Origin of the sequence: Mycobacterium sp. Aquia_213 (assembly GCF_026625985.1) — a bacterium.
Lineage (GTDB): Bacteria > Actinomycetota > Actinomycetes > Mycobacteriales > Mycobacteriaceae > Mycobacterium.
In genome coordinates, this window is sequence record NZ_CP113116.1 from 2,188,027 (window position 1) to 2,213,276 (window position 25,250).

General features: G+C 63.0%; 21 protein-coding genes. 11 read left to right on the forward strand and 10 right to left on the reverse strand.

The genetic code is table 11. The features are described from left to right. Positions 1-4: 4 nt before the first annotated feature. Complete coding sequence (locus LMQ14_RS10225; RefSeq protein ID WP_267734627.1) at positions 5-1,591, reverse strand: Na+/H+ antiporter; 1,587 nt, start codon at positions 1,589-1,591, stop codon at positions 5-7. A 91-nt stretch (positions 1,592-1,682) separates the two neighbouring features. Further along, on the reverse strand, positions 1,683-2,756 hold the full coding sequence (locus tag LMQ14_RS10230; RefSeq protein ID WP_267734628.1) for a DUF5685 family protein: 1,074 nt from the start codon (positions 2,754-2,756) through the stop codon (positions 1,683-1,685). A 233-nt stretch (positions 2,757-2,989) separates the two neighbouring features. On the opposite strand from LMQ14_RS10230, the gene LMQ14_RS10235 reads away from it, so the two are divergent. From LMQ14_RS10235 to LMQ14_RS10245, 3 genes are read left to right on the forward strand one after another with little or no spacing between them, the layout of a single operon-like run. Beyond that, entirely contained in the window at positions 2,990-3,424 is a 435-nt protein-coding gene (locus LMQ14_RS10235; protein ID WP_267735438.1) for a protease inhibitor I42 family protein, read from the forward strand. A gap of 40 nt (positions 3,425-3,464) precedes the next feature. Next, a complete protein-coding gene (locus LMQ14_RS10240; RefSeq protein ID WP_267734629.1) occupies positions 3,465-3,941 on the forward strand; it encodes a hypothetical protein in 477 nt (158 codons plus the stop codon). 37 nt (positions 3,942-3,978) lie between these two features. After that, a complete protein-coding gene (locus LMQ14_RS10245) occupies positions 3,979-4,677 on the forward strand; it encodes a DsbA family protein (RefSeq protein ID WP_267734630.1) in 699 nt (232 codons plus the stop codon). A gap of 193 nt (positions 4,678-4,870) precedes the next feature. Here the strand turns inward: LMQ14_RS10245 and LMQ14_RS10250 are convergent, their stop codons facing one another. The 4 genes from LMQ14_RS10250 to LMQ14_RS10265 form a co-directional block, all read right to left on the reverse strand. After that, entirely contained in the window at positions 4,871-5,884 is a 1,014-nt protein-coding gene (locus LMQ14_RS10250) for a TIGR03617 family F420-dependent LLM class oxidoreductase (RefSeq protein WP_267734631.1), read from the reverse strand. Positions 5,885-5,909: 25 nt separating this feature from the next. Beyond that, positions 5,910-8,177, reverse strand: coding sequence for a putative bifunctional diguanylate cyclase/phosphodiesterase (locus tag LMQ14_RS10255; RefSeq protein ID WP_267734632.1), 2,268 nt, complete (start codon positions 8,175-8,177; stop codon positions 5,910-5,912). Between the two features lie 237 nt (positions 8,178-8,414). Next, positions 8,415-9,800 (reverse strand): FAD-binding oxidoreductase, encoded by a 1,386-nt coding sequence (locus LMQ14_RS10260; RefSeq protein ID WP_267734633.1) that lies wholly within the window; start codon positions 9,798-9,800, stop codon positions 8,415-8,417. Further along, positions 9,800-10,654, reverse strand: coding sequence for a phytanoyl-CoA dioxygenase family protein (locus LMQ14_RS10265; RefSeq protein ID WP_267734634.1), 855 nt, complete (start codon positions 10,652-10,654; stop codon positions 9,800-9,802). Before LMQ14_RS10265 ends, LMQ14_RS10260 begins: the two co-directional genes overlap by 1 nt. Before the next feature lie 70 nt (positions 10,655-10,724). Between LMQ14_RS10265 and LMQ14_RS10270 the strand changes: the two genes are divergently transcribed. Next, positions 10,725-12,059, forward strand: a complete 1,335-nt coding sequence (locus LMQ14_RS10270; RefSeq protein WP_267734635.1) for an adenylate/guanylate cyclase domain-containing protein — start codon at positions 10,725-10,727, stop codon at positions 12,057-12,059. Here LMQ14_RS10270 and LMQ14_RS10275 read toward each other — a convergent pair. Then, positions 12,056-13,309: a cytochrome P450 gene (locus tag LMQ14_RS10275; RefSeq protein WP_267734636.1), complete on the reverse strand. Its 1,254-nt coding sequence runs from the start codon at positions 13,307-13,309 to the stop codon at positions 12,056-12,058. The genes LMQ14_RS10270 and LMQ14_RS10275 overlap by 4 nt on opposite strands. 99 nt (positions 13,310-13,408) lie before the next feature. Here LMQ14_RS10275 and LMQ14_RS10280 point away from each other — a divergent pair, with 99 nt between their 5' ends. Then, positions 13,409-13,861, forward strand: a complete 453-nt coding sequence (locus tag LMQ14_RS10280; protein WP_267734637.1) for a VOC family protein — start codon at positions 13,409-13,411, stop codon at positions 13,859-13,861. Between the two features lie 220 nt (positions 13,862-14,081). On the opposite strand, the gene LMQ14_RS10285 is transcribed toward LMQ14_RS10280, so the two are convergent. The 3 genes from LMQ14_RS10285 to LMQ14_RS10295 all read right to left on the reverse strand — a co-directional run bounded on the left by LMQ14_RS10285 (position 14,082) and on the right by LMQ14_RS10295 (position 17,691). Continuing rightward, positions 14,082-15,635 (reverse strand): hypothetical protein, encoded by a 1,554-nt coding sequence (locus tag LMQ14_RS10285; RefSeq protein ID WP_267734638.1) that lies wholly within the window; start codon positions 15,633-15,635, stop codon positions 14,082-14,084. A 567-nt stretch (positions 15,636-16,202) separates the two neighbouring features. Next, on the reverse strand, positions 16,203-17,186 hold the full coding sequence (locus tag LMQ14_RS10290) for a serine/threonine-protein kinase (protein ID WP_267734639.1): 984 nt from the start codon (positions 17,184-17,186) through the stop codon (positions 16,203-16,205). A gap of 58 nt (positions 17,187-17,244) precedes the next feature. Continuing rightward, a complete protein-coding gene (locus LMQ14_RS10295) occupies positions 17,245-17,691 on the reverse strand; it encodes a hypothetical protein (RefSeq protein ID WP_267734640.1) in 447 nt (148 codons plus the stop codon). Between the two features lie 375 nt (positions 17,692-18,066). On the opposite strand from LMQ14_RS10295, the gene LMQ14_RS10300 reads away from it, so the two are divergent. From LMQ14_RS10300 to LMQ14_RS10325, 6 genes are all read left to right on the forward strand, one after another. After that, complete coding sequence (locus tag LMQ14_RS10300) at positions 18,067-18,852, forward strand: type II restriction endonuclease (protein ID WP_267734641.1); 786 nt, start codon at positions 18,067-18,069, stop codon at positions 18,850-18,852. A 45-nt stretch (positions 18,853-18,897) separates the two neighbouring features. Further along, on the forward strand, positions 18,898-19,962 hold the full coding sequence (locus LMQ14_RS10305; RefSeq protein WP_267734642.1) for a DNA cytosine methyltransferase: 1,065 nt from the start codon (positions 18,898-18,900) through the stop codon (positions 19,960-19,962). Beyond that, positions 19,962-21,659, forward strand: coding sequence for a DUF262 domain-containing protein (locus tag LMQ14_RS10310; protein WP_267734643.1), 1,698 nt, complete (start codon positions 19,962-19,964; stop codon positions 21,657-21,659). Before LMQ14_RS10305 ends, LMQ14_RS10310 begins: the two co-directional genes overlap by 1 nt. A gap of 458 nt (positions 21,660-22,117) precedes the next feature. Continuing rightward, positions 22,118-23,164 (forward strand): EcsC family protein, encoded by a 1,047-nt coding sequence (locus LMQ14_RS10315; RefSeq protein ID WP_267734644.1) that lies wholly within the window; start codon positions 22,118-22,120, stop codon positions 23,162-23,164. A gap of 26 nt (positions 23,165-23,190) precedes the next feature. After that, positions 23,191-23,661: an HD domain-containing protein gene (locus LMQ14_RS10320; protein ID WP_267734645.1), complete on the forward strand. Its 471-nt coding sequence runs from the start codon at positions 23,191-23,193 to the stop codon at positions 23,659-23,661. 213 nt (positions 23,662-23,874) lie between these two features. Then, a complete protein-coding gene (locus LMQ14_RS10325; protein ID WP_267734646.1) occupies positions 23,875-25,125 on the forward strand; it encodes an HNH endonuclease signature motif containing protein in 1,251 nt (416 codons plus the stop codon). Positions 25,126-25,250: the final 125 nt, after the last annotated feature.

The window sequence follows — 25,250 nt, forward strand, 5'->3', positions numbered from 1 at the left end:
GTTGTCAGTTGTCGGCGGGGTCGAGCAGCTGCACCTCTTCGAGGTCCATCTCCGACTGCAATTCGCGCAGCACGAGGTCGTCGATGACCCTTTGATTGCGGAGCGTGGTGATGGCCCGGCGCTTGTGCTGCAGCACCCCGAGACGCACCCGTCGGACCAGGTCGTCGCGCTCTGCCAAGTCGTTGGTCGAACCGTCGCCGTTCTCCGCGACGAGCGCGGCGTGCTCTTCGTATTCTTTTTGCAGGCGAGCCAACATCTTTGGGCTGGCACCGAGTTCGCCCGCCACCACGGGCAAGGCTTCGAGGGCGGCTTGAACACCTCGACAGCGGGCTAGTTGCAATTCCTCGGCGTAAGCGACATCTTCGGGCATTCGAGCCCATCGAACGACGGCGGGCAGCGAGGTTCCCTGGACCAGGACCGTCACCAGAATGACGAAGACAACGACGAAGATGAGCAGGCTGCGGTCAGGGAACGGCGCGCCGCTCAGCGTCGTCGTGGGGACGGCGATCGCTGCGGCAAGCGACACGGCGCCGCGAAATCCAGCCCAGGCGGTAACGAAGCGCTGACGCCAGGGCACCCGACGCTCGCGCTGCACCTCGCGGCGGTCGATCAGGCGTAGCAACGCCGTGGTGATTTCGCCCCAGAAGATCCGGGACACGACGACCACGCCGGTGACCGCGAGCGCAAGGAATACGGCGTGGCGAAGTCCGCCGTCGACATTGGAGATGCCACGTATCGCGCCCGGGATCTGGACGCCGACAAACACCCACAGCGTGCCGTTGATCAGGAACGTCGCCATGTCCCAGAATCCCCAGGCAAGCAGCCGGGAGCGAGCCCGGATCACCACCGGCCCCGAGTATGCGAGCACCAAAGCCGAAACCAGGACCGCGACCACGCCGCTGCAATCCAGCGCCTGGGCGAGCAGGAACGCCGCGAACGGCGTCAGCAGGCTCATGGCCCCTTCCTCTTGCGGTGCATCGATCCGTTTGCGCGCCAGGGTCACCAAGCCGCCGACCAGCAGTCCGGCGGCGATGCCGCCGAGGTAGGAGCCGACAAACCGGAGGGCAAGGTCGGGCGGGGTGATCTCGGCGCCACCGACCGCGACGTGGACGGTCACGAAGAACAGGACCAGCGCGGTCCCGTCGTTGATGAGGCTCTCGGCGCGCAGCACGGTGAGCGTGCGGCGGGGCAACCGTTTCGCCAGGCCGGCCACCGCGGCGGCGTCGGTGGGGGAAAGTACCGCACCCAGGACCGCCGCGGTGTGGGATTCCATGCCCAGCGCTCGCGCCGTCCACGACACCGCGACCGCGGTGACGATCACCAGGATGACGCTCAGGAAGATGACGATGCGCAGGTTTGCGCGCAGCTCGCGAATGCTGGTGCCCAGGCCCTCCCAGTAAAGGATTGCGGGCAGGAAGAGCAGCAGCACGACCTCGCCGTTGATGTGGATGTGGCCGAAGGCGGGAATCAGGCCCAGCAGCGTGCCGAGAAAAATGAGCAGCACCGGCGGGCCCACGCGATAGCGCCGGCCCAGCACCGTTCCGACGATGACGGCCGACACGAGCGCAACGATGACTTCGAGCCCAAACACGTGCCCATCCTGCCGTACGAGACGGTGTCTGGCCGCGCGGGCCGAAACACGTCACAAAGACGTAATGGCGCAACGACTTCGATGAGCTGCCCTATGAGCAGTCGCAGCAGTCTCCACAATCGCAGCAGCAGTCGCAGCCATCGCAGCAGCAGATGCAGCTGCCGCTGCCGCGGCCGCCTTTGCCCTTCGTGCCGGGGTCGGGTGTTTCGCCCTCAGGGTTTTCACCCATCGGGTAGCCGGCGCCGACGGGCTGGTTGCCGAAGTTGATCGGTTCCTGCTGGCCGTGCGGGGTGCCGCTGCAGGTGGGATGGCCGGACCGGCTGAAGGTGCGGGAGATCGCGCGACGCACCTCGCGGGTCAACAACCGCTGAGCCAGCCGGCCGTCGGTGAACTCCACTTCGGCCAGGGCCAGCTCGATGCCCAGCGCGGCGTCGTCACACAGGACGCGGGCCTGGTCCATCGGAGTTTCGGTGGCGGCCAACGGGTTCCACTTGCCGCGGGCCAGGTCGTCGTCGTAGTCCTCGACCGCGTCGAGCAGGTGTGCCACCCGCCCGAACAGCTGACCGATCTCGCGCAGCGGCGCCTGATTGCCCGGGCGCCCGGCCAGCACCGCGGTGTAGGCGAACGCTTCGGCGACCGCGGTCTCGGTCGGCTCGGTCACCAGCAGCAGCGAGCTGCCCGGTCCGGCCGCCGCCTCGAGTTCGGCCTGGCGGTCCATCGCGGCGACGAGTACACCGGTGTCGAATCCCAGGGTGTGACCGGTGTCGGCGCCCTGGCGCACCCAGCGCTCGGCGATCCGGCGCGCGGCCGGTCGCACACCGGCTGTTCCGACCATGCCGTCGTGGTCGTCGACGTGATCGCGGACCCGCGCGGCGGCCAGGGCCAGCGACACGACGGCGGCCAGTCGCGCGCAGTCGCCGGTGGCCACGTCGGCGCGCCGCATGCCACGCCCCGGGCAGGGCCCGGCCTTGCGGCGGGTGGGCTGCTCGGGTGACTGCGCCTCGACCAGAAGCGAGACCACGAGGCCGTCGTAGTTGGTGGCTATTCGCGCGGACTGGCCGTAGTCGTCACGCAGGGTCAGACACAATCCGCACAATTGGGCGGTCCAGGCTGCTGCGAGCTCGCTGCCGAGTCGATGACGACAGGGCCGAATGATGCCGAACATGCACAGAAGCTACCCGACCCACAGCAAACATGCGGCCAAAAACGCCGAGCTACGGATGCGGGCGAGGTTCAGCAGCACCAGCGCCGCGATCTGCCGGCTTGGCCAGCGCAGCAACGGCAAAGACTCCTGCGAGCAGCAGTCTCGCTGCCAACATGGTGATCATCACAATCCTCCGGTCCGGATGGCCGAACGGGAACATTCTGCGCCCAGCCATAATGGAGGAGATGACTTTCGTGAAGATCAGGATCCTCGTGACCGTCGCGATACTCGTCTCGTCGATGTTGGTGGGTTGCCACTTCGAGAGCAGAAACCCGCCGACGGCCAAGGCCCTCGCGGTTCCGATGGAACAGGTGCTGAAGCAGAACAACATCACCGAGAACATCAGTCTGACGGTGGGGAACACGCTCAAACTGCAGTTGGGCTCGAATTACAGCACCCCGTACCGGTGGCAGGCCGACACGAAGATCGGCGACACGTCGATCATCGAGCAAACCAGTCACCAGTACGTGCACGCGAGCACCGACGCGTTGGGGGCGCCCGGCAACGAGGTGTGGTTGTTCACGGCGCTGAAGCCGGGGACAACGACGATTTCCACCTATTACTCCAGCTTCGTGGGCAAGAACTCCACGCCGGTATGCCAGTACACGGCGATCGTGACCGTGCAGTAAAACGACGACAGACGAGCGGCGCCTCAGCTACCGTCTGGCTGTGCTTGGCTTTCTTCGTAACTTGTCGCAGTTGACCAATGTGCCCACCGAGCTGCACGACGAGCTCGAGGCCGAGGGGCTCATCTTCCTGGCCCACCGGGTCGGCGTCGTGCGGCATTTCAGTGGGCATGTCCCGGGTGTCTTTTCGGCCTCCGGTGTCTCGCGCTATAAGGGCGCGTTCGCGTTCAGTGCCGCGCGGGTCGTCGCCACCTTCCCCACGCGGGGGGATACCAATCTGCGGTCCATCGATTGCGCGTGGGATGTTGGCCGGGGCCCGGCCGCCGCGACGATCACCAAGAAGGGTCTGCTGATCGACATCGACCTGCGCGGCGTGGACCACGCCTTCAGCGGCTCGATGAAACTGCATTACAAGAGGCAGATCCCCGACGAGGTGCTGGATCGACTGCCCACCACCTCGCTGCGGTTTCCGGTAGACCCGGTGTTCGTGTATCGCGCCGCGGGAGTGCGTCCGAAGTAGTTGTGCAGACCCGGCTGGTCGGAGAATGCTGGGTGGGATGAACACCGTCGTGGATTTCCACTTCGACCCGATGTGCCCCTTCGCCTTTCAGACCTCGGCGTGGATCCGTGACGTCCGCGAACAACTGGGCATCACCGTCAACTGGCGGTTCTTCAGCCTGGAAGAGATCAACCGGGTCGACGGCAAGAAGCATCCGTGGGAGCGAGACTGGTCCTACGGCTGGTCGTTGATGCGGATCGGCGCACTGCTGCGTCGAACCGACATGTCGTTGCTCGACCGGTGGTATGCCGCGATCGGCCACGAATTGCACACGCTCGGCGGCAAACCGCACGAGCCGGCGGTGGCGCGAAAGTTGTTGGGCGACATCGGCGTCGACGGCGCAATTCTCGATGCGGCACTCGACGACCCGACCACCCACGACGACGTCCGTGCCGAGCATCAGCGGGTGGTGGATGCGGGTGGCTACGGTGTCCCGACGCTGTTCATCGACGGGCAATGCCTGTTCGGCCCGGTGTTGGTCGATCCGCCGACCGGGCCGGCGGCGCTGAAACTGTGGGACGTCGTGATCGGGATGGCCGAGTTGCCGCATGTCTACGAACTTCAGCGGCCCAAGTCGGCCGCCGATGCCGAGCTGATTGGTCAGAGTCTGCGCCCGTACCTCGATGGTCGTGATTGGGTCAGCATCAATCGCGGTGAAGTCATCGACGTCGACCGGCTTGCCGGCAGACGCGAGTGACGCGCCCCTAGGCTCCGCCGATGTTTCGCTGGACACACAAGAGCGCCTCGCGCTGTGTGAGTGGACCACCGGAGGCGGTTGCGGCGGTGCAGGGCACGCACTTCGGCATGTGACCGCAGGGGTAGGCACACGTTGTGCCCGCCTCTGAGCGACAATTCGCGGCAGGGTGCTACGGGCGCATCGCGGCGGCCTGCTACTTACGCAGCTGGCGCGCGACCTCTCCATACCGCTGGAAGCGCTCGTCGTCGCCCAGGGCGTTGTAAAGGGCTACGCGCGTGGCGATTCCGCCGTACTTCTGGGTCAGCGCGTCGGCCAGGCCGTCCCATGTCGACTCGGTGGCGAACGCCGCGATGTGCTCGTCGGTGATCTGGGCCGCCATGCCCGCGAAGTCGCCGGCCTTCTGCTTTTCGCGGATGCGGGCCGTCGTGCCCTCGAAACCGGCCTCGTCCCAGATGAACGCGTAGTTGGGGGTGCTGCCGTAGAAGGCCATGCTGGTGCGCACCGTCTCGCGTTGCGAGTCGCGCTCTTCGTCGCTGTCGCCGACGATCGTCATCGCCGGGATGATGATCGCGACCTCCGACGGCGAGCGCCCGGCCTTCTCCGCGCCGGCGGCGATGTTCGGCAGCACATGACGTTTGAGATAGCCCAGTTCGCCGAGCGGGTGGACGTGTACGCCGTCGGCAACTTCGCCGGCCATCCGCAGCATCCACGGATTGACCGCCGCGACATCGACTTTGGGATCGGGCGCGTCGATCGGGCCGGCGCTCCACTGCGGCGTGATGAAGTCGAGGTTGTAGAACTCGCCGTGGTGGTCCAGCTTTCCGGTGCGAAACGCCGAGAAGCAGGCCTTCACCGCCAGCACGTAGTCGCGCAGCCGGGGGCCGGGGCGTTCGAACGCAACACCGTAACGGCGCACGACGTGCGTGCGCACCTGCGTGCCCAGTCCCAGCCGGAACTTGCCGTCGGTCGCCTCCTGCAGCTCCCAGGCCTCGGCGGCGGTGACGAAAGGACTGCGCGGGAAGGCGACCGCGACGCCGGTGGATAACTCGAGTCCGGGTGCGGCTTGCGAGGCCACGGCGGCGTTGAGGTAGGCCGTGCGGCCGGTCTCGGTGAACAGCAGGCCAGAGAAACCCGCGGCCTCGGCGCGCTGCGCCACGCCGCCGATCTGAGTCAGCGGTTGCGGAACCGTCATCACGTCAATGTGCACGGCGCAACCCTATGCCTTGGCGTTCCTACTGAGTCGCGAGCGTGGCGTTCTGGGGGACAAGCGGAATCTCGGAGGCCGGCACCGGGGGACAGAAGAAGTTGCCTTGCACGGCGTCGCACCCGTATTCCTTGAGCCGCAGGGCGGTTTCGGCGTCTCCGACTCCCTCGGCGACCGTGGCGATGCCAAACGTGGTCGTCAACTCGATCACCGTTCGGGCAATCGTGGCGGCGCGCTCGTCGTGCAGAATCGGCGCGATGAAGAGGCGGTCGAGTTTGACGTCGTCGATGGGCAGTTCGCGCAGATACGTGAGCGAGGCGTAACCGCTGCCGAAGTCGTCGATCGCCACCCGGATGCCGGACTCGCGCAGGCGATTCAGCACCGTGCGGGCCTTCGCGAGGTCGGCGACCAACAGGTCCTCGGTGATCTCGATCGTGAGCGAGCTGGCGGACATGCCGCGTGCGTCGAGCACGGACATGATGCGGTCGGGCAGGGCGTCTTCGTCGAGCGAGGGTGCCCACAAGTTGATCGCCACGGGGATGTCAGCGCCGGCCGCGTACCACGCCGACGCGTCAGCGACCGCCCGTGACAGCACGAGATCGGTGACGGCGTCCATCAGCCCGTGGTCGCGGACCAACGGTAGAAACTCGCTGGGCTCCAGCGTGCCGAGTTCGGGGTGCTGCCATCGCACCAGCGCCTCGGCGCCACAGACGGAGCCGGTGATCATGTCGAATTTCGGCTGGTAGAGCAGCGTCAGCAGGCGATCATCGATGGCACGTCGCAGTTCACCCAGCAGTTGCAGACGGGCCATGCCGACGTCGTGTGTCGGCTGTTTTTCGAGCCGAGCGTGCATGCCGGGGGTGAACGTTTGCACATCGGTCGAGCTCGACTGTTGGGCCCAACTCCGGGCCGCGCAGGCTTGCTCGAGAAGCTCGCCCGGCATCATGGCCGAGCCACGTTCCAATCCAGCCGTGGCAACGCCAATGTTGAGGTGTACGTGCAGCCGGTGATTCTCGAGTTCGAGAGGCTCGTCGAAGGCATAGACGAGTTTCCTGGCAACTTGTGCCGCGGCCTCGGGGCGGTCTTCGACCAGGACGGCGAATTCGTCGCCGTTCATCCGCGCGACCGTGTCGACGGGGCGGACATTCCGTTGGATTCGCACGGCGACGCTGCGGAGTAGCTCGTCGCCGACGGCATATCCGAGCGTGTCATTAACCATCTTGAAGTCACTGATATTGAGTGCAATTACGCTGACCGGCACGGCGTGATGAATGTGCAATCGAGCCGCGTGCGCCAGCCGATCGTCGAATAGGCGCTGATTCGCCAACCCGGTCAACGGGTCCCGCAGGGCGGCATCGGACAGCGCGGCGGCCAGATGTTGTTTCCGGTCGAGCAGTAACAAGTGGCGCGCCACCGTGGTGACGAACAGCAACACGCAGACCGAGAAGATGAACGCCTCGCCGCGGCCGGTAGGCCAAAAGTGCACCGCACCGACGGCGATCGCCAACAGCACCGGCCCATACGGCAGCCACAGCGACGTTCTGGACAGCGGCTGAGAAAAACCGAGGTCGAGGTCCGGTCCGGGTCGAGACGAAATTCCGGACAGGGCAACGAAGTAGATTCCGGTGGCCCACCCGAAAATGACGAGATTGCCGGGCACCTGTTCGGGATGGTCTTCGTAGACGCGCACTAACCCGGCCACCGCGATGACGATCCATCCAATCGTCATCAGGGTCGGCGAGAGTCGGCGACCGGGCTCTGCTTTGCGCACGGTGATGAACGACATGACGACAAGCCCGACGTACACGGCGGTGGCGGTGGCCAACATCATCGTCGGGAGGCTGACTATTTGTGATGGCTGGCCGAAGTGCCCCAGCACCAGAATGGCCAGCACGATCAACAACGAGGCGGCGACGAGGAGGCCGTCGAGCAGCAGGCCAATCCCGAATCGGGAGTCGTCGCGGCTGGGGATGGTCACGGCGGTGGCAAACGCGCAGAGGGGCAACACCACGTAGCCCAGGTTGGCCGCCGAGATCTCGGCCATCGGCGGAAGGCCGCCAAGACTGACGTACCACCACACCGCTTGGCCGGCCGTCCAGCCGGCCAGCCCGATACTCAGCACGGTCCACGCGAGCCGCTGGCGACCCCGGGACGCCCGGGCGGCGACGACAGCGCAGCCGTTGGAAAACACGCTCAGAATCCAGAGCCCGACCGGGGCGGTGAGCGCTCGATCCGAAGCGCCACTTCGGGTGAACAACAACACGCCATACACGAGCAGACCGACAGTCGCCAACACGGTCACCACAGTTCGGCGTCGTGTCAGTGAGAACATTTCTCCTGCCCTGTCGGATTCGGTTGTCCGATGCAGGATAAGGCACAGCGCGGGCCAACGTGATCTCTATCGTGGCCCTTTTAGCAATTTCGCCGAAACGTCTTCGGGTCGTTACGAGGTGGGCTCTCGGCTATACCAGAACTGCTGGGGTGATGGCGATTAAAAAACGCATCCGAATTAGTGATGCGGTGTCCGCGCGGGTCAGTCGTGTTCTGCAGCAAAGACAACATCGGGGTTCAGAATCCCGGCCGGGTCGAAGCTCTGTTTGATCCGGTGCAGCAGGTCGACCTTGACCGGGTCTTCGAGCTCGCGCCAGTACGGGGCCTTGGCGCGGCCGAGGCCGTGTTCGCCCGAGATCGCGCCGCCCAATTCCATTGCCAGCGCGAAGATGTCGGTCAGGAGCTTCTTGCGGGTGTCGGGGTCCTGGCAAAAGATGGCCAGGTGCACATTGCCGTCGCCGGCATGACCGCAGCCCGCCGCGCCGCCGCCGGCCGCCGTCGCGAGACCGCGTACCGCCTCCAGGAACTTCGGCATGGCGCCGCGCGGCACCACGGTGTCGATCAGGTCGTCGGCGCCGATCGCCTTCAGCGTCCAGAACGCGTTCTCGCGCGCCTCGATCAGCTTGCGTGCCGAACCGCCTTCCAGCACATAGGCATCGGCGGCGCCCAGCTCGGCGAGCAGTTCGCCGGCCCGCTCGACATCCTCGTCCAATCGGTCCGCGGTCCGGTTCTCAAGTCCCACAACGAGATACGCCTGACAACTGTCACGGATCTTGTCGGGGATACCGAGTTCGAGGTTTTGGGTGTGGACCAGCGCGGCCATCGTCAGGTTGTCGATGTATTCCAGGATGTAGGGCCCCAGGCCGCTGGCGATGACCTGTGGCACCGCCTCCATGACTTGGTCGAAATCGGCAAACGGGGCGAGCACGGTGGCGCTGTGGTCAAGGCGCGGATGCAGCTTGACGATCACCTCGGTGGCCAGCGCCAGGGTGCCTTCGGAGCCGACGATGAGCTGGGTCAGGTCGTAGCCGGTGGACACCTTGGCGATCTTGCCTCCGGTGCGGATGATTTCACCGGTCGGCAGCACGGCCTGCAGCCCGAGCACGTTGTGGCGGGCGATGCCGTATTTGACGGCCCGCATGCCGCCGGCGTTGGTCCCGACATTGCCGCCGACGCTGGACGACAGTTCGCCGGGTTGCACCATGTAGCGCAGGCCGTCTGAAGCGGTCGCGGCGTCGAGCTCGATCAGCGTCACACCCGGTTGGACGACGGCGACCTGATTGGTGGTGTCGACCTCGAGGACTTTATTCATGTGTTCAAACGAGATGACCAGCCCGTCCTCGCGCGGCAGCGCCGCACCCGACAAGCCCGTCCCAGACCCACGGGCCGTTACCGGAACCTGGTGCTCGCTGGCCACTTTCAGCAGCTGCGCAACCTCTTCGGCGGTGGCGGGTTTCGCGACGTACGCCGGCCGCTGCGGCGGATGGTTCAATTCCTCGTCGTGCCAGTAGTCGTCGGGGATGGCGTCGCCCGCTAGGAGGTTGTGGCTCCCAACGATGTCCGCGAGTCGCGCCGTGATGTCGCTCATTACGGATTTTCTAGCAGTCGCAAGGGGTGCAAGCCGTCGACCGCGCCGACGAACGGCGGATGGATGCTGTAGCCGATCATGCGCTGAATGTCCTCGGAGACATCGCGGGCGACGTCGCGCGGGATCGAGAGGGTGAACGACTCCATCGGCCGCAGCCATGGCTGGCAGTACTGGGCGGTGACGGCAAGCCGCGCTTGGTCGGTGGTGTTGGCGCCGCCGCCGTGCCACAGCGTTCCGACGAAGAAGACGCACGAGCCGGCGGGCATGACGACGGGTATGGACGTGTCGTCGGGCCCGGGTGGCCGGGCGGGCCAGCGGTGGCTGCCGGGGAACAGCACGGTCGAGCCGTTGTCGGGCGTGAAGTCGTCGATCGCCCAGATCGTCGCGGCGGCCAGCGGCGGCCGGGGCCGCGGGATCGGGTAGAACCCGTCGTCGTGATGGGGCAACTGCGGTGACTCGCCCGGCTGAATGTTGATGGCCTGCAACGCCGATAGCAGGTAGTTGGGCATCAGCAGCCGATCGAGCACCGCCAGCACCCGCGGATGATCGACGAGCCGGTCGCATGCGCGCGTTCGGCTCAGCACGCTGTAGATGCGCTGGGTGCGCCGTCCTTCAAAGGCGTTGCGTCCGGTATGTCCGAGCCAGGGCGTTACGACGTCGCGAATCTGCTGACATTCGTCGGCGCTGAGCAGGTTTTCCCAGATGAGGTAGCCGTCGCGGTCGAGGGTCGCCATGTCGGCGTCGACCAGCGCGGGGTCGATGGAGGCGCCGCTGCTCGGCGTCCATTTGTGCCGGCCGGCCAGGTCGTTCTTGAGGTCGTCCAGCGTCGTGACGGGGTCGTCATCGATGCTCATGTTTCCGACACTGGACCTGCTTTGACCGCTGGTCAAGTGACGTGGCGGGGGACGGTGGCATGCTTCTTGCATGGCGGCCGTGCCCGAAACGGTCTATGCGCGAGACGGCGACGCTCATCTCGCTTATCAGGTCGTGTCCGACAACGGTCCGGATCTGTTATTCGTCCCGACCGGCACGTTCCCGATCGACTTGCTCTGGGAGGAGCCGACTGTCGCCGGGCACCTGCGTCGGCTGGCGTCGTTCAGCAGATTGATCATGACCGACCTGCTCGGGGTGGGTAGTTCGGATGCGGTGCCGATCAACGACCGTCCGGCGATGCAGGCGTGGACGGATGGGCTCGTCGCGGTGCTGGACGCCGTCGGCAGCGAGTGCGCGACCGTCTTCGGAATGTCCGAGTCGGCGCTTCCGGTCATGCTGCTGGCCGCGAGTCATCCGCATCGGGTGCGGTCGCTGGTGTTGTGCAGTGCGTACCCGCGCTTTCTGCGCGCCGACGACTATCCGCACGGGATGCCCGAACCGACCTTCAGCCGGTATGTCGACTCGTTCGGCGACACCGTCGGAAGGGGTGGGGTGGCGGATAACTTAGGGCCCAGTTTTGCTCGCGATGCCGGCAAGCGGCGCTGGTGGTCGCGCGGTGAGCGGTTGTCCGGCGGCCCCGGCTACTTCAAGGAGATCTTCGATCTCTTCCTGCGCACCGATGTTCGGCCCGCGGTGGAGAGCATCCAGGCGCCGACGCTGCTGCTGCACCGCGTCGGTGACCGGCATGTGATCGGCGGTCATGGTCGCTACCTCGCCGAGCGCATCCCGCAGGCGCGGCTGGTGGAGCTGGACGGGGAGGACGACGTCTGGTTCGCCGGCGACGCCGATCGGGTGCTCGACGAGATCGAATCGTTCGTCACCGGCGGGCGAGCCGCCGCGCAGACCAACCGGGTGCTGTCGACGGTGTTGTTCACCGACATCGTCGGCTCGACCGAACGCGCCGCGGCTGTAGGCGACAACGCGTGGGCAGCCGCCCTCGACGCGCACGACGAGATCGTGAAAAGGCATGTCGTCGGCGCGCGGGGTGAGGTGGTCAAGTTCACCGGCGATGGCGTGCTCGCGACCTTCGACGGTCCGGCGCGAGCTATCAACTGCGCGTGCGCGATTCGAGACTCGGTGCAAGGCCTCGGCCTCGATATCCGCGCCGGCCTGCATACCGGCGAGGTGGAGGTCGCCGACGGCGACGTACACGGGATCGCGGTTCACGTTGCGGCGCGCATCATGGCGATGGCGGGGCCGGGCGAGGTATTCGTGTCCGGCGTGGTTCCGCCGCTGGTGCTCGGGTCGAGGATCGCATTCGACAGCCGCGGGACCCACGAACTGCGGGGTGTGCGCGGTCGCTGGCCGGTGCTGGCGGTGGTCTAGTTTCGCTTGGCTCCGGGGGTGAAGGTGACCGGCAGTTTGCTCAGCCCCGTCATGCTCGGATTCCCCAGGTATTGGTGGGCGTTGTCGATGTCCACTTCGTAGTCAGGGATGCGGTCGAGGACGGCCTTGACCATCACCTCGGACATTAATCTTGCGAGATGGGAGCCAATGCATCTGTGGGGGCCCAGCCCAAAGGCTAAGTGGCGGTTGGGTGTTCGATCGAGGATGACTTCGTCGGGTCGCTCGAATTCTTTTTGGTCGTGGTTTGCGGAGACCCAGCTGATGATGAGTTTGTCGTTTTTCTTGAGATGTTGGCCGTTGAGCTCGACGTCTCTGGTGACCGTGCGGCTCAGCGACCGGTTGACCGAGAAGTAGCGCAGGAATTCGTCGGTGGCGGTGCGGTACAGCGCGGGTTTTTGGATGAGCTGTTGCCGTAGGTCGGGGTGGGTGCCGAGATGCCTTAGGGTTAGCGCGGTTTGGGAGGTGGTGGTGTCGACGCCGCCGGCGATCAGGTTCCAAAGGATGTTGAGGAGTTGTTCGTCTGTTAGGTGCTGTCCGCCGAATTCGAATTGGATCAGGAAGCTGGTCAGGTCTTCTTTCTTGTCGGCCCGTCGTGCGGCCGCGTGCTCGAGGACTTCCTCCATCATGGCCGGGACTTTGCCGATGGCGTCGGCGTATTCGGGGCTGTCTTGCGGCACGGCCATGACATTGTGAAAGAGGGTGGCGTAGAGGTGCCAGTTGTCGAGGGGCAGGCCCATCAGCTTCATGGTGAGGATGGCCGGGACCGGGCTGGCGTAGTCGAGGACGAGGTCCATCGCTCCGTTTTCGATGTGCTGGTCGAGGAACTCGTGGGCCTTTTCCTCCATGAACGGCTTGAGTTTGTCGACGGCGCCGGGGGAGAAGAACGGGGCCAGCGCGTGTCGTAGGGCCAGGTGGTAGTCGCCGTCGACCTCGCCGATGCCGAGTGCCGGCTGGCCCTCGGGGCGAGGGACGCCCATCTCACCTTGGTAGTTCACGCCATTGTCGGCGTCGGGTTCGTATTTGTGCGAAAACGTGGCGTCGTCGCGGGCGGTTTGGCTGACCGCGTCGTAGCTGCTGAGGTACCAAAATCCGTCATAGTTCGTGTTCCAGGCGACGGGGCATCGTTGCCGTACCTCGGCGTTGACCGTCTGTTGGTTGAGATTGAAAGCGTCGGAGTGGTGGTCGAAGTCGACGATCGCGTCGTGCGCGATGCCGGGGCGTGTCGTCATCGAAAGCCCTCCGGGTGTCTGCTTAGCGGCGGTGGCTATCTATTACGCTATCTTTGCAATTATTACGCGTGCGACTCCGCCGAGGCTATAGAGGTTGTAATGACTGATTACCGAACGGTTTTCAACCACGTCGGCTTGTGTGTTGCGGATCGCGAGCGATCCCGCCGGTTCTACGAGGAAGTGCTCGGCTTTCAGTTCTGGTGGGAACTCGAACCGCCGGACAATCTGACCGCCCAGGTGGTGCAGCTTCCCGAGCCGTTGGGGGTGCATGCGACGTACTTGGTACGGGATGGCTTTGTGCTGGAGTTAATCGACTACTCGAAGCGCGAGGTGCACGCCGGCGCGGTACGCGCCATGGATGAGGTGGGGCTGACGCATATCTCGTTGTCGGTGTCCGATATCGCTGCTGTACTGACGAAGGTCCCGCAATTCGGGGGCTCGGTCATCGATGCGGCAGTGTCGGAAGCGATGGCGATGATCCGGGACCCGGACGGGCAACTCATCGAGCTGGTCACGGATGGCTGGCTAGCGGCGCTGCCGCCACGGCCGTAGGCGGAGGTTATTGCGTCTGGCAGGCGCATTTTTGACAACGACCGAAGGCGGTTCGTCGAGCGTGGCGCGAAACTACCCCTAATTTTCGGCGTCTTTGGCTACGAACTCGTAGTCCGTTGGTCGCGGGTTCGGGCCCCGAAGGGTTGTCAGTACGCCAGCGTAACGCCCATGTGCGGGCGCTCCGTCGGAGGTCAGTCTTAGCAATAGGAGCCTTGTCGAATCAGCTTAACTCCCCTAAAAGGAGATCGAGCGCAGCGACAGCTGCATCTGCAGCAGCTTTCCTCACCTCGTCTCCCGATCGAAGAGCAAGGCCAGGGTGCACGTAATTTCGCCAGTTCCTAAAAACTCCGTCAAGAAGTTGAGCAGTATCGGGTTTTATTAAACGCGACGCGTTTTGCGTATTTTGCGGATCATTGGCGAACCCCGGACATGCCCTCTCAATCAGTGCTTTAAATCCGAGTTTTAACGCCTGCGCTCTGGTCAAAGTCGAGGATTGGATAACTGCATCTAGGAGGACAGCCTCGATGGCTACACCGGCCATCACTACCGAAGCTCGGTAGTTCCCGGTTATGCGACAGCGCACCGACTCAAGGCGGTCAGCCATGATAAATTCCCGAAGCGAGTTGTCTTTTATGCACTTGGTGCTACTATCTTCTGGTTCGGATTGGGTTTCGAGAAGCTGTGGAAACTCTCTGTCCAACCACCATTCTGGCGGAGCTGCCCTGTATCTATTTGTCGCTTCGCGAAATTCATCTGAATTTAACGATGCTAGCCAATGATCAAGGTGGCCTTTGAGTGCCAGTGAATGCGATAGGGATTCCCAAGTTAGTTTATTGGATTCGCTCGATTTGAATACCAATCTAGGGGCTTCTATCCAGTGATCCAACTTTTCGCCAATAAATTGATTATAAACCGGATTTAGACCGCCATGGGCAATGTTCTGAAAAAATGTTGCAGAAAACATAGCCAAGCACGCCAGGTCCATAGTCCGATTAAATCGGTCGGTGTGGGGTCCCTTGTAGATTCCCTCGGGTAACAAATACAGTGCGCCCTGTCGATTCAAAATCAAGTACTCTACGCGGGACTTTTTGTTCATCGCTTCGCTTTCCGCGGCCACGGCCGTCACCACCTCATCGCCCAAAGTGCGAGGATCGGGAGTGCCAGTTAGAAGCGCGACTATTGGCGTAGCGACCTGCTGTATCGATTTTTCAAACTTGCTCGGAGCGGCGGCCAATTTGAACTGAAGACCAAAATAATGACTACGGTAACGAGTGCTCTCGAAACTACTGTCTTGATCGCCCTCGGCCAGATAATGAACCATTCGCAGGGCTCGGTCTACCAGCGGGATTTTACGAGGGTGACGCAGAGTATAAAGATTTTCGAAGTTAGTTTTTTCTAAATCGGATATCTCCAAATGAATCGTTGCTTTCACCCGCGCGACTAAAACTCCAGGAAAGAGTTCGCCAGATATCGATTTGAGGGTGGCCGCGGCACCGGCCAGATTCATCGGAGAGGTCGGTAGCCTGGCAATCTCCTTGTCAAATAACCCCAGATCTCTAGAGAAGAGTCTATAGAATCCATCAGTTGGCCTTAATCTGTATGGCACAACGAGATATGGCTCGGGAATATCGAACTGGGTTACCATGCTCGGATGAGCTTTCACATCGAAATATCTGCTTACCCGGGGTTCAGTCCACGAAAGCTTGGGGACAGGCGTGGTGGCGATCCATTGCGCCTCCAACTGCAATTTATTTCCCTCGATTGCGTGGAGCATCGAGGACTCGAACCTCGTCCGCGGCAAACCGCGTCCGCCCCACGGCGGCTGCTCCCAGAGCTGGCGGAAGTGCGCTAACCAACGCATGGCAACCTAGCATCAACGTTCATCGGGTTCTGGTCAACGAGGAAACGCCCGGACTGGCGAGCGGGACCGCACTGCCGTGACCGAACCCGTCCATGCGACCCGACGCGTTGACGCGACGGCCTTGCGCCAGGGCGCCTTCATTTCGCATCCGTTCCAAACCGATGCGTGTTGGAGGACTCTAGTGCACACCGCGGTGGCGGCGACAGAGCAACCAAGAGAGCCGCCTACCTACGAAAGGCGGTGCCGCCGGTGCGCCGGGGGGCGGCCGCACGCCCTACGCACATCCGCCAAGTGCCAGTGAGATTCCTTTGCAGGTGCCGAAATGGCTGGGGCACAGCACTTTACCCCGACGCTATCCCCTTTGGGACTACGTCCCCGAAGGGGATGGGGCCCGGCGAACAACCCAGTGGAGGCACCCGTCTGGGCGGAGCAAACTGAACTACCGCACAACGTGGTGAGTCTGTTTGGACGGAAGGCGAATTAGTGGCCGTCCACGGCTATTCGGCCTAGGACGGCATGCGCGCGCTCGATAGCCTCGGCTTCTGTCGCCGTATCGTGTGCATCGGCAGGTTTCCCCCGCCAGGATTTACCGATCAGGCGACGCTCGACGGTGAATCGGTAGCCTGTTCTTAGCTTCGGCTCAACGGCGGCGCGCCATGTCGTGCCGTCTGCGGCGATTCCTTCCCAGCCGAGGCCGGTCGCCGGGCTCGTGGGCCACCAGGAGACATGTGGCCGTACTTTTTCCAGAGCGCTTCTGAACTTCTTTGCGTTGGCGTAACGCCGGCTTGGGTCTACATGCATCGCCTTCTTGACGACTTTTCGTAACTGATCGTGGATGTGCGGGAGCCAGTAGCTTCTGTCTGGATACTTGCCTTTGACGATCAGTTGGAGTGGGTCCGGTCCAGGCGTAGCAATTTTGCTTAGTGCATCGTCTCCATTGAGGAGTCGGTACGCAGTGACGCCAGCCGCATAGATATCCCCCGCAGGAGTGGTGATGCCGGTTCCCTGGCGTACCGCTTCTGGCGGCAGGTGAGGTTGATACGCGATCTGCGGCGCTCCGCTCACGTCTGTGATCCGGCACGACAATCCGAAGTCGCTCACCTTTACGCTGCCCGTTGGCGTTAGCAGAAGATTTCCAGGCTTTATATCGCGATGAAGAATTTCGTGGACGTGCAGTTGCTCGATGCCACGGCAAGCATCCTCCATTATCCGGACTACTTGCAGTACGGGTGCCGGAGCCCCACCGTATCTGCGTTCTACGCTTCCATCCGGCAGATATTCCATCCGGATGACGGGTTCACCGCCCTCAAGCTCCGCTGAGTAGATGAGTACGACATTGTCGTGTTTTGCCTCAACCATAGTTTGGGCTTCGGCAAACGCTTCAGCGCCTGGAGCTAAGAAGCTGGCATCGAGATACTTTGCGGCGCAAGGACGTTTTAGGCCGGTGTCCTGTTCTAACCACACTTTACCGAAGTGGCCTCCACCGAGATACTTTTGCTGTTGGTATGGCAACGGTCCGCGCTCAGCTCGGCAAGATGGCTGCGGCTACGGTGAGTAGTTCCCGCTGAGCCTTTGTGGTTTTGTCAGTGACGGCGGGCAGTTCTGAGACGGCCGCTTCAAGGGCATCGTTGTTACGCGCCTTGTATTTTGACCGAATCGTGACAGCCTTGAGGCGACTGACTGGGATATCTGAGTTGTGAAGCGTGGCCTGTACGACGCCGTCCATCTCTGCTCGTTCGAAGCTCCCGTTCTGACCCTCCGTAGCTCGCAGTGCCGCAGTGTCGGGATGGTGCTTCTCAATAACTTCCAACAGTTCCTTACGTCCCCATGCCAGGATCTCGTCGCGCTCGGCTTTGGGTGGCGCGGTCGCCTGGTCGCAAATAACTACCGCGGCGTCACTACGGTTGGTGCCCTCTAGAACAACCCATCCCAGCCCCGTCTTGGAGCACTTGATGCCGAGGACCTTCATTGGTAACCCCCACAAGCCGAATCTGTTGTCGCCATTTTCGTCGTTGGTCGGGGTTTGGCCGCTACGCGACACGCGGTAGCTTCCACGGCCCCCAATCTTCGCGTTTTACCGGCGACCGAGGACGGTCGTAGTCGCACCGGACCCTACCGCGCGCGTACGCGCAACGCCGGATTTGCCGCGCCAGCAGGCAACATTGTGCGAAGCAGTGCAGGTACGCAGGCGTCCGTTTGAGTGTGACGTCTTGGTGAGGGGGCGCATGACTGTCGCCGGTGATCCTGCACCTGAGATAGCTGTCGTTCCTGGGGCTTACCCTCATGGCGCGCCGCTCAGTCCGATTTACGTCATTGTCGCGATCAAGCTGGCTACGGTGCCAGCATGACGGAGAGCTTGAGCCTCGAGACCTGGCTTCGTGAGCAGTGTGCTGAGTACGCCTTCGACGTCGGCGGTGTCTACCAGGTGGATGGACACCACGCCTATCCGTTGGTCGCGAACGATGCTGCCGATCTGAGAGGCCAACTCGATGCGGGCGGGCATCTCCTTCCGTTACCAAAGGAGTCTGCTGCGTTGGCGAACGTACTTGAAGTCAGCATCGTTGCGTTCCTGATTTCCCGCATCGCGATAGTTGCGGGCGCCGACGTGGTGCAGGGTACCGAGCGCGGTTACCCGGACTTGGAGATCAGCGGCGAAGCCTTCGGTGGTGGATTCCACGCTATCGACATCAAGGCCGCGAGACGTGCGATGAGCACGAGTGCAAATAAGAGGGGGCAGCCCCGCAACGCGACGCAGAGTGCGATCACGCTGTACACCGGCAACACTTACTTCCGGCATCCGACTCGGAAGTTTGCAGGCACGTTCCGGCCATTCGCGGAGTATCAGTCGCACCTCGACGTGATCGCGATCTACACCCTCGACGTGGACACCTCGGAGCGTGTGAAGGACCTAGAGCTGATCGTGCAGCAGCCGTGGAAGATCGCCAGCAAGCAACGGTCCTCGACCACTCGTGAATACATCGGCGCCGTCAAGAACATCGACGCGATCCGCGACGGCAACGGTGCCTTCGCGACGCCTGAGGAGTTCTACACGTTCTGGCGGGCATACAGATTCAAGACAGCCCGGGTGGTGGAGCAAATGTTTCAGAAGTTAGCCGACGAAGAGACATGATTGGCAATACAGGTTCCTGTGGGTGGGTCGTGGGAAGCTGAGGGCATGGTAGGCACGAACGGTGTAGCGATCTCCCTATTCTCGGGCGCAGGCGGACTGGACCTCGGAGCCGAAGACGCCGGATTCCAGGTGCGCGCCGCCGTCGAGCGTGATGGGGATGCCGCTCTGACGATGGAGAAGAACTTCGACACCCTCGCGTCCCCCGTCATCCAGAAGGACATCCTCGAAACGCCAACCAGCGACCTCCTCAAGGCAGCAGGCCTACGGAAGGGGCAGCGCCCGGACCTACTGCTCGGTGGGCCTCCGTGCACTCCGTTCTCTAAGAGCGGTTTCTGGTTGGAGTGGAAGCGATTGGGCCTCGACCCCGACGCATCTTTGCTGCAGGCGTATACGCGCGTGCTGAGCGAGGCTCGTCCTCGAGCGTTCGTGCTGGAGAACGTGTACGCACTGACGTACAACAATCAGGCCAGCCGACCCGCGCTCACCCGATTGCTGCAGGAGATAGACAACGCAGGCTACGAATGCAATATCAAGGTGCTCAACGCCGCCGACTTCGGCGTCCCGCAGGCACGGCCGCGGCTCTTCATCATCGGCGCTCCCAAGGGCAAGCCCACTCCCGTGCATCCTGTTCCGACTCACGGCGGGCGGTGGGAGCGGCGGGATTCCGGCAACGCGGACCGACCCTATGTCACCGCCGGGCAGGCGCTGGAAGGCCTCACAAGCGATCCAGAGCGCGAGGAAAGGCTGGGAGGCCAGTATGGGAAGCTAGTTCCTGGAATTCCCCCGGGTGAAAACTACCTGCACTACACAGCAGAGCGGGGCCACCCCGATCCGGTTTTCACCTGGAGGAGCCGCTACTGGTCGTTCCTGCTCAAGCTGGACCCGAGCAAGCCTTCCCCCACGATCCAGGCGCACCCCGGTCCGAACGTAGGACCGTTCCATTGGGAGAACCGGCGACTCCGCGTGGCCGAGGTCAAGCGGTTGTTCACCTTCCCCGACGAGTTCGAGTTAGTTGGAAACCGCGCGAGCGTGCAGGCTCAGCTCGGCAACTCGGTGCCTCCACTGTTGGCCAAGCGAGTTGTCGCGGCAGTCAAGCCATACATTGTCTGATGAAGGTCAAAAGCGATGATCGGACAATCGGTGAAGTCCTCCAAGGTCACTTCCTCAAAGTTCCACGGTTTCAACGACCGTATGAATGGACCAAGGAAGAGGTTGACGACTTCTGGGATGACATACATGGCGCCAATAACGATTACTTCATCGGCTCGATGGTCCTCTTTCAATCAACGCATGGTCTACAAGGAATCGTCGATGGCCAACAGCGGCTAACAACTATCACGTTGCTGCTATGCATCCTCCGCGATGAATTAGAGCGGGTGGGATTGACCGACGAGGGCGCGGGCCTCCACAATCTCATCGAACGTCGAAGCGTGCTCGATAACAAGAGTCATTTTGTCTTGCAGACCGATGAAAGCAGTCCCTACCTACGCTATATGCAGTCGTTCCCCCGGCAGGGTGACGCGCTCGTCTCCGATGCCGAGAAGCTTCTTAGGCTTGCGGCAGATTTATTGCGCACGCGTGTACGCCGTGTGATGAGCCAGGATCCGGCGAAGGCACAGGAGCACCTTCTCAAGCTGCGGCAAACGATACTCGGCCTGCGTCTGATTACCGTCGAGGTCGACAACGAGGACGACGCGACAGTAATCTTCCAGACGCTGAATAGTCGTGGTCGGGACCTCGCGACCGCTGACCTTGTCAAGAGTCACCTTTTTTCACATCTACGCGCAGAGAATCCTGCGAATGATGCGGCACGTGAAAAATGGACGCAGATACGTGCGGGTTTCTCCGCATCACGGGCCGACTTGCCTATAGATAGATTCCTGCTGCACAGTTGGTTGTCGCGCCGCGATTACTTGGCACAGGCCGATCTCGGCAAGACAGTCCGAAAGTCAATACGTCGCACCGAGGCAATGAGTTACCTCGACGGCCTAGTGCTCGATGCAAGGCTGTATCGCGAGATCAATGAACCCGATTTCCGAGACACATGGCAGCGGGAAGAAAGACCCTGCAAAGCGGCATTTTCTGCACTGCAGACATTTAGAGTCCGGCAACCGCTTCCTTGGCTGCTCGCGGTCTGGCGTGATTACGACGGCGGCAATTTGAAGTTAAAGCATGCGAACGCCGCTGCGACGGCAATCGAGCGATTTCACTTCCTGTCCACGGCGGTAGCAAGTCAACCATCTTCAGGCGGCATATCGAAGATGTATGCGACCCACGCACGGCAACTTTTCGCAGCTTCGTCTGGTCAAGCCAAGGTAGAGATCATTCGCGATCTTCATAAGAAGATTTCTGCGGGGCAGCGGCTACCGACACTCGACCAATTCGCAGCGGCGTTTGCGCAGGTCAAATACTCCAGGGTTTTTACTCAGCAGAGCAGACTCGTCGCCTACACGCTAAGCCGCTTGCACGCTCACTTCGTCGCAGCGCCCATTGACTTCAGCCAGATGACTATCGAGCACATCGCGCCACAGACTCGGAGGGTAGGACCGACAGCTGTCTCTGTACTTGACGTAGCAAGACTGGGCAATCTCATCCTGGTCCCCAAAGAGTTGAATGAGAAACTCGGGACGAAGTCCTTCAAAGACAAACAGGCCCTGCTGCAGGCGGCGGCTGACGACGGACTGTATGTCGACCCCTATGTGTTGTCTGCCAGCAGGTGGACCGAAGACCAGATTCACGAACGCACCCGCACATTGGCTGAGGCCGCGTACGGAAGGGTCTGGTCGCTTGCTGAGGTGCGGCCATAAAAGTCACAGGTCTTCGAGATCGCTGCGCACTGCGCTCCGTGGGCGATGAGGCGAGCAAGACAAGAGCCTGATCTATATTGCCGTCGGATATCGCGTCAAGATGGTCGGCCGACCCAGTGGGGCTTTGGCGCACCTGCGCGATCACCAGCGGGTGCGGGCGACGGAACTTTTCGAGCGCGGCCGTCGGATTCAAACCTCCCCAGGAGATCAGGGCGCCCAGCGTTACGGTGCCGATCGGCCGTTGTTGGTAGTCGGCCGCCGACAGATGACCTCGCAGGCATGGTGCAGGAAGACTTCACCGGGCGGGATGACCCATTGACAACGTGAGATCAGCTAGTCCATCTCAGCGAACTTAATGCGCCGATGAGTACCAGGTGGTGAGAGCCGCATTGCTCGCCCGCTCGATCCCGCATTGTGTGCTCTGATGTACCCGAGCCCAATCACGTGGGGAGCATCCGGTGGCGCTATCTGAGTACGAGCAAGCACAGCTCAAGAAGGTCGCCGCGCACAAGGAGCGCATCCTCAGTCGTAAGTCGCGTCGACTATTTCCCGTCACCGTAGGCGGGATGGGTTCAGGGCTGTTCGGCAAGCTTGTGAAGCTGCCAGGCCTTCGCCAGGCGAAAGACCAGGGCGCGGCGCTGTTGGACGCAACGGCGGCGGGTGCGGGCAAGTTCATGGCCAGAACGGCTCAACTGACGACGTCTGACACTCACGTCATCGATGGCTACGCGCGGAAAGGTCATTCGGTCGAGCATCTCGAAGACATCAGGAAGCTCGACCTGAGGGCGATCGACGATGTGGCTTCATTCGCTCTGCTGCATCACGCCTACTCGCTATCGGCAGCAGCGGAAGGTGCGGCAGCCGGTCTCGCCATCAACGGCGGCGAGGTAGTGGCAACTGCTGGTTCGGTGGCAACCGGCGGAGTTGCGGCCGCGCCAGGACTAAGCACCGTCGTCGCGGCGATGGGAGTCGACGCCGCAGCGCTTTTGACCGCTTGCACCGGTGTTGTCGCTCGGGACGCTCTCTATTACGGCTACGACCCGCGCGATCCCGCCGAAGAGATCTTCATGATGCAAGTCATCGGGTTAGCGTTGGCAACCACGGCATCGGCGAAAGCCGCTGCCTACCAACAGCTTGCGACCTTGGCGGAGAGCCTGGCTCGAGATGCGACTTGGCAAGAGCTCGATCAGCAGACGTTCGACAAGGTGGCTCAGAGGTTTGCCGTGAAGTTCAGCCGTAAGCTGATGGAGAAGAGGGCTTTTCAACTTATTCCCGTCGTCGGAGTCGGGATTGGCGCAGCCTTGAACTGGAAGACGGTTGCCGAGATCGCCGATGCGGCCTACTGGGTCTACCGCGAGCGATTCTTGTACGACAAGGGCGGCAGCGTCGAGCCCATCGATGTCGATGTCACCGACGGTGATTCCGACGACGGTGCGATTGATGTCGTCGACATCCTGAAGTCGGAAGGCGTCGACATCGACGGCCTCCATCCCGAAGATGACTGACTAAGCGAACTAAGGACGGCACGCACATGGACCTCATTGCGACGGCGGACGCAATTGCGGCCGAGGCGCATGCCGGCCAGGTCGACAAGGCCGGCATGCCCTACGTGGGACACGTCCGCCGGGTGGCGTCCTACGTGGACCCCACTAACACCGAGGCCGTGGTGGCGGCGCTGCTGCACGACGTCATTGAGGACACCGGCATCAACGCGGCGGAACTGAGCGACCGCGGGATCCCGCAGGCGGCGATCGACGCGATCGAGCTGCTCACCCGCCGCGACGACCAGCCGTCCGCCAGTTACTACCAGCGCATCAGCGAGCACCCGACCGCCCGGGAAGTGAAGCTCGCGGATCTGGCCGACAACACCGATCCCGATCGCCTGGCCACGCTGAGTGAGTCCGACCGTCAACGGCTGACGCAGAAGTACTCGGGCGCCTACGCGGCACTCGGCGCCGACTTCGACGACGGTTCCCGGCGCAGATCTCGTGCAGCGCAATGAATTTAGTTGTCGACGTATCGCGCGATCGTGTCGACGAGCGCCTTGAGGGCGCCGGTTTGGGACTCCGCGGAGGCCAGATACAGCGTCCACGTCAGCGGCGGGCTGAGCGGCATGACCTGACTTGGCTGAGCACCTGTTGGTAGTTGATGACGGTCGCTTCCGGCGCGGTTTGGGCGGCCGAGTCTTGTCGTACCCGGCTGCGATGATGGGGTCATGTCTTCGACCGCACCGTCACTAGCGGTGGTGAGTCCTGCCGAGCGAGTTGAGGTGTTGTTTGACGAGTTGGCGGAGTTGACCGGTCAGCGTAATGCGATTGATGGGCGCATTGTGGAGATCGCCGCTGAGATAGATCGCGACGAGCTGTGCGGGGTCACCGGCGCGCGGTCGGTGGCGGCGTTGATGGGCTGGAAGACCGGCTCATCATCGGCGAACGCCCACACGATCGCCACGGTGGCGCGCCGGCTAGCGGAGTTTCCCCGCTGCGCGGCGGGCCTGCGGGAGGGTCGGCTGTCACTCGATCAGGTCGGGGTGATCGCGGCGCGGGCGGGCGGGGGATCTGATGAGCATTATGCGGCGCTGGCCGCGGTGGCGACGGTCGGCCAGTTGCGTACCGCGGTCAAGCTGGAACCGCGACCCGAACCCGATTCTGCCCGGCCAGGCCCGCAGGCCTCGATCACCAAGACCTCCGACGAGGAGTTCACGTGGTGGCGGATCCGGCTTCCGCACCTGGACGCGGCGACGTTCGACGCGGCGTTGGCCGCGCATCGGGAGGCGCTGATCGCCGAGTGGAAGCACGATCACGACACTGGCGACGGCGCCTGCGATCAGGTGCCGCCGTTGCCGGGCACTGTCGAGGCGTTTATGCGCCTGGTGGAGACGGGGTGGGACGCCGAGGCGGCCCGCCGACCCCACGGGCAGCACACCACCGTGGTGGTGCACGTCGATGTTGCCCAGCGCGCCGCCGCGCTGCATCTGGGTCCGCTGCTCACCGACGCCGAACGCCGATACCTGAGCTGTGATGCCACTTGTGAAGTCTGGTTCGAACGTGACGGCGAGGTCATCGGCGCCGGGCGCGCGACGCGGGTGATCAACCGGCGGCTTCGCCGCGCCCTCGAGCACCGCCACCGAACGTGCGCGGTTGCCGGCTGTGGTGCCACCCGCGGACTGCACGCACACCACATCCGGCACTGGGAAGACGGCGGACTGACCGAGTTGGCCAACCTGGTGCTGGTGTGCCCGTATCACCACCGGTTGCACCACCGCGGCGTGATCACCATCACCGGAACCGCAGACGACCTCACCATCACCGACAGCTCCGGTGGACCGCTGCGCGCGGGATCGCTCGCGCGTCCACCCAACCTTGCCCCGCCCGATGTCCCACCGTGTCCCGGGCCCACCGGCGAGCGCGCCGACTGGTGGTGGTATGAACCCTTCCAGCCACAACCACCACCACCAACCAACTAGGTAGCCCACCGCCGGCGGTCATGACCAGCACCGGATCAAAGCCCAAACGGGTGGGGGATCAAGAAATTCGTTCGCGATACGCGCAGCCGGCCCGCCACGCCGACGACCTGACCCGCACCGCCGGC

Coding starts and splice junctions, on each gene's coding strand:
- LMQ14_RS10285 (WP_267734638.1), bottom strand. CDS start 15,635: ATGCTCCACGCAATCGAGGGAAATAAATTGCAGTTGGAGGCGCAATGG.
- LMQ14_RS10325 (WP_267734646.1), top strand. CDS start 23,875: ATGTCTTCGACCGCACCGTCACTAGCGGTGGTGAGTCCTGCCGAGCGA.
- LMQ14_RS10300 (WP_267734641.1), top strand. CDS start 18,067: ATGACGGAGAGCTTGAGCCTCGAGACCTGGCTTCGTGAGCAGTGTGCT.
- LMQ14_RS10320 (WP_267734645.1), top strand. CDS start 23,191: ATGGACCTCATTGCGACGGCGGACGCAATTGCGGCCGAGGCGCATGCC.
- LMQ14_RS10310 (WP_267734643.1), top strand. CDS start 19,962: ATGAAGGTCAAAAGCGATGATCGGACAATCGGTGAAGTCCTCCAAGGT.
- LMQ14_RS10280 (WP_267734637.1), top strand. CDS start 13,409: ATGACTGATTACCGAACGGTTTTCAACCACGTCGGCTTGTGTGTTGCG.
- LMQ14_RS10245 (WP_267734630.1), top strand. CDS start 3,979: ATGAACACCGTCGTGGATTTCCACTTCGACCCGATGTGCCCCTTCGCC.
- LMQ14_RS10260 (WP_267734633.1), bottom strand. CDS start 9,800: ATGAGCGACATCACGGCGCGACTCGCGGACATCGTTGGGAGCCACAAC.
- LMQ14_RS10265 (WP_267734634.1), bottom strand. CDS start 10,654: ATGAGCATCGATGACGACCCCGTCACGACGCTGGACGACCTCAAGAAC.
- LMQ14_RS10275 (WP_267734636.1), bottom strand. CDS start 13,309: ATGACGACACGCCCCGGCATCGCGCACGACGCGATCGTCGACTTCGAC.
- LMQ14_RS10230 (WP_267734628.1), bottom strand. CDS start 2,756: ATGTTCGGCATCATTCGGCCCTGTCGTCATCGACTCGGCAGCGAGCTC.
- LMQ14_RS10295 (WP_267734640.1), bottom strand. CDS start 17,691: ATGAAGGTCCTCGGCATCAAGTGCTCCAAGACGGGGCTGGGATGGGTT.
- LMQ14_RS10270 (WP_267734635.1), top strand. CDS start 10,725: ATGGCGGCCGTGCCCGAAACGGTCTATGCGCGAGACGGCGACGCTCAT.
- LMQ14_RS10305 (WP_267734642.1), top strand. CDS start 18,898: ATGGTAGGCACGAACGGTGTAGCGATCTCCCTATTCTCGGGCGCAGGC.